The sequence below is a fragment of the Fibrobacter sp. genome, assembly GCA_024398965.1.
In the GTDB taxonomy this organism is placed as follows: domain Bacteria; phylum Fibrobacterota; class Fibrobacteria; order Fibrobacterales; family Fibrobacteraceae; genus Fibrobacter.
In genome coordinates, this window is sequence record JAKSIF010000111.1 from 1 (window position 1) to 2,469 (window position 2,469).

At 49.8% G+C, this 2,469-nt stretch carries 3 protein-coding genes; all 3 read right to left on the reverse strand.

The window, feature by feature from the left end; genetic code table 11:
* Positions 1-144: 144 nt before the first annotated feature.
* Entirely contained in the window at positions 145-351 is a 207-nt protein-coding gene (locus tag MJZ26_14865) for a hypothetical protein (GenBank protein MCQ2107058.1), read from the reverse strand.
* A gap of 24 nt (positions 352-375) precedes the next feature.
* On the reverse strand, positions 376-1,302 hold the full coding sequence (locus MJZ26_14870) for a hypothetical protein (GenBank protein ID MCQ2107059.1): 927 nt from the start codon (positions 1,300-1,302) through the stop codon (positions 376-378).
* A partial coding sequence (locus tag MJZ26_14875) for a hypothetical protein (GenBank protein ID MCQ2107060.1) occupies positions 1,289-2,469 on the reverse strand: 1,181 nt, incomplete at its 5' end. The genes MJZ26_14870 and MJZ26_14875, both read right to left, overlap by 14 nt.

A 2,469-nucleotide genomic window follows, 5' to 3' on the forward strand; every position in this document is an offset into this window, starting at 1 on the left:
CGCCAAACGCCACCAACGTCGGATTGGTGATCTTCCGTCCGTCAGCATCGAGCGGCAGCACGAAGATCGCCTCCTTGCCGTCAACACGATCCATCGCCGCCCGGAAGAGCGGATAGGCGTCATCAGCGGTTATGATGGAAGTCGTCATTTCCTCTTGCGCGATTTCGCCCTACATGGACCTTCGCCTATCAATTCAACGCCATCGTCATCAAACTCCAGATCCTCGACCTTCGCCATCTCCGATTTTCCAAACTGCTTGCGCAGTTTCCGTACAGCGTCCTCATAGTTCTCGGCTTCAACCTCGTAAGCAGAGGAATAATGCTGCCAATATAACAAATTGAACTTCTTCATGCTTTTACAATCTTCGATTAAGCATTATATCAACGATTCAAAATGCGCTTCAAGCGTGGTTAGCACATTAAGCAAGCTCATGCGTTGCTGAGACTCCGAGATGCTGGCCGCCTTTTCACGAAGTCGTTTAAAAGCCGCCTGAATCTGTGCATCTGTTGCGTCTTGATGGAAAATCTTAAAAAACTCCAACCAATGAATCGCCTTAATTCCACAAACCAGCTGAACCCGCATCCGCTCAAGATATTCATCCATCATTCCAGATCTGGCGATACGTCCAAAATTTCCACCCTTATCCGATTTTGGCGTGTCCGTAGTCGCCTCCGATTTCTTTGGATACGGTGATGCTTCTTTAGGCACTACAATTTCCGCATCCTTCCCTTTACCCCGCATCGCGATCCAATGCTTATTGCGGTATTCAGCTGCATAACGAGCTGATTCAATATAAGGTGCATATATCCTTGGACGACCCGATATCACACTGTTCAACGCCCAAGGGACAACCATAATCATATCCGCTTCCGCACATGCATTTCTTGTCTGCGTAAAACGCATGCTCGGCTCCCCCTCCTTTGCAAGGAGATACCAACCCTTCAATTCAATTCCGAGAATCGGTTGCGACGATTCATCGGAAAGGTTTTTCAGCACCACATCGGGAAACGATTGCGGTTGGCGAACAAATTGATACGTTCCATACTTCCCGTCGGGGTCCCATACGCTTCGTATGGTATTCAAGGTATCCACCACCTGATTTTCAATCGTCGCCCCTAAAGCGGAATTCAACGTAAACACATCTGTCGCACTGATCCCCTCGATAAACGTATCGCTGTGGAAATGCGCAGGCAACGCCTTCAGTGCGGCCCTAACGCCAGCCCATAGCGGCTTGTGTGGCCAACTATCCACCGGCTCAACGGCCTTGATCGCGATCTTGCACGACTTGTCAGCGCTTTTCATTTTTAATCCTTTCTATTGCCGACTTGCAATATTCTTGATTAAGTTCCGCCGCAAAAGCAATTCTCCCCGTCCGAATTGCAGCAACAGATGCCGAACACAACCCTCCAAAGGGCTCCCAGACAACATCGCCGACATCCGACGTCGACTTAATTATCTGTTCCAATAAGCTCAATGGCTTCTGATTCATATGCAGGCAAGAAGTCCCCTTCTTTATCCTCTCCTTGCCGCGCACTGCTGGAAGATGCCAAACATTCGACACTCCAATCTCGCAATGGAATTTCGCCCGCATAAGCTCCCATTCCGCAGCTGAGAACTGAGTGCCGTCAGACTTTCCAAAATAAGGTCTTCCATCTCCCTTGCCCTTTGCATTCGCAAAGGCGGCAATCTTAACAAACGCTTCCGCAGGAGGGAAATACCACAGGTGATCCGTAGCGAAATATTTTCGTGTCGCCGCATCCTTCACTCCGCAGGCGACATTTGTCATTCTAAAGGGCAACCCTGTCCGCTTCCATTCTTCGCGCATCCATTCACGTATTGAATACTCATTACCGCTTGACACAAGACGGTTTTTCCTGACATATTGCGCACACACCTCTGTCACGACAGGATATTTCCGAATTGTTTTCGTATTGCAATTCCCCGCAACATGAGCCATTCCCTTATCCCAAATATGGCAATTCCGAAACTCCCATCCGCAATCTTCAATCATCCGATGGCAATTTGCCCACCCCTGCTCGGAATTCCAAAACCAAAGCGTTGCGGAGGGAAGCGCACGCTCATACCATTTAAGCAAGAACGGCCGATAGCATTCCGCCAGCCCCTCCGGCGTCGGAGGGTCTCCAGGATAGCTCCCCAGTCCATAAGGGCCATCTGCAATAATCACCGTCGGCGGACTCCATCGTTCACACAAACGTAAACTGTCCCCGAATTCGATTCTTGCATTGCCTTTCACAAGTTGAACTTCTGAACCGTGATGCTGATCCTCCCAGAAATCCATCTGCAACGCCTCTTCGCCAACAATGAGCTTTGAGGCGGGCAACTTTGTGACAATGCGCGGCAGTTTTGCGGCAAGCGCGGCATTTTTACGGTCAGGTGATTCAAGATACGCCTTCAGTTGCGCGGCAATCTTGGGCGAGCGACAGGCGAAGTCCTTAGTGCGAATGAAAT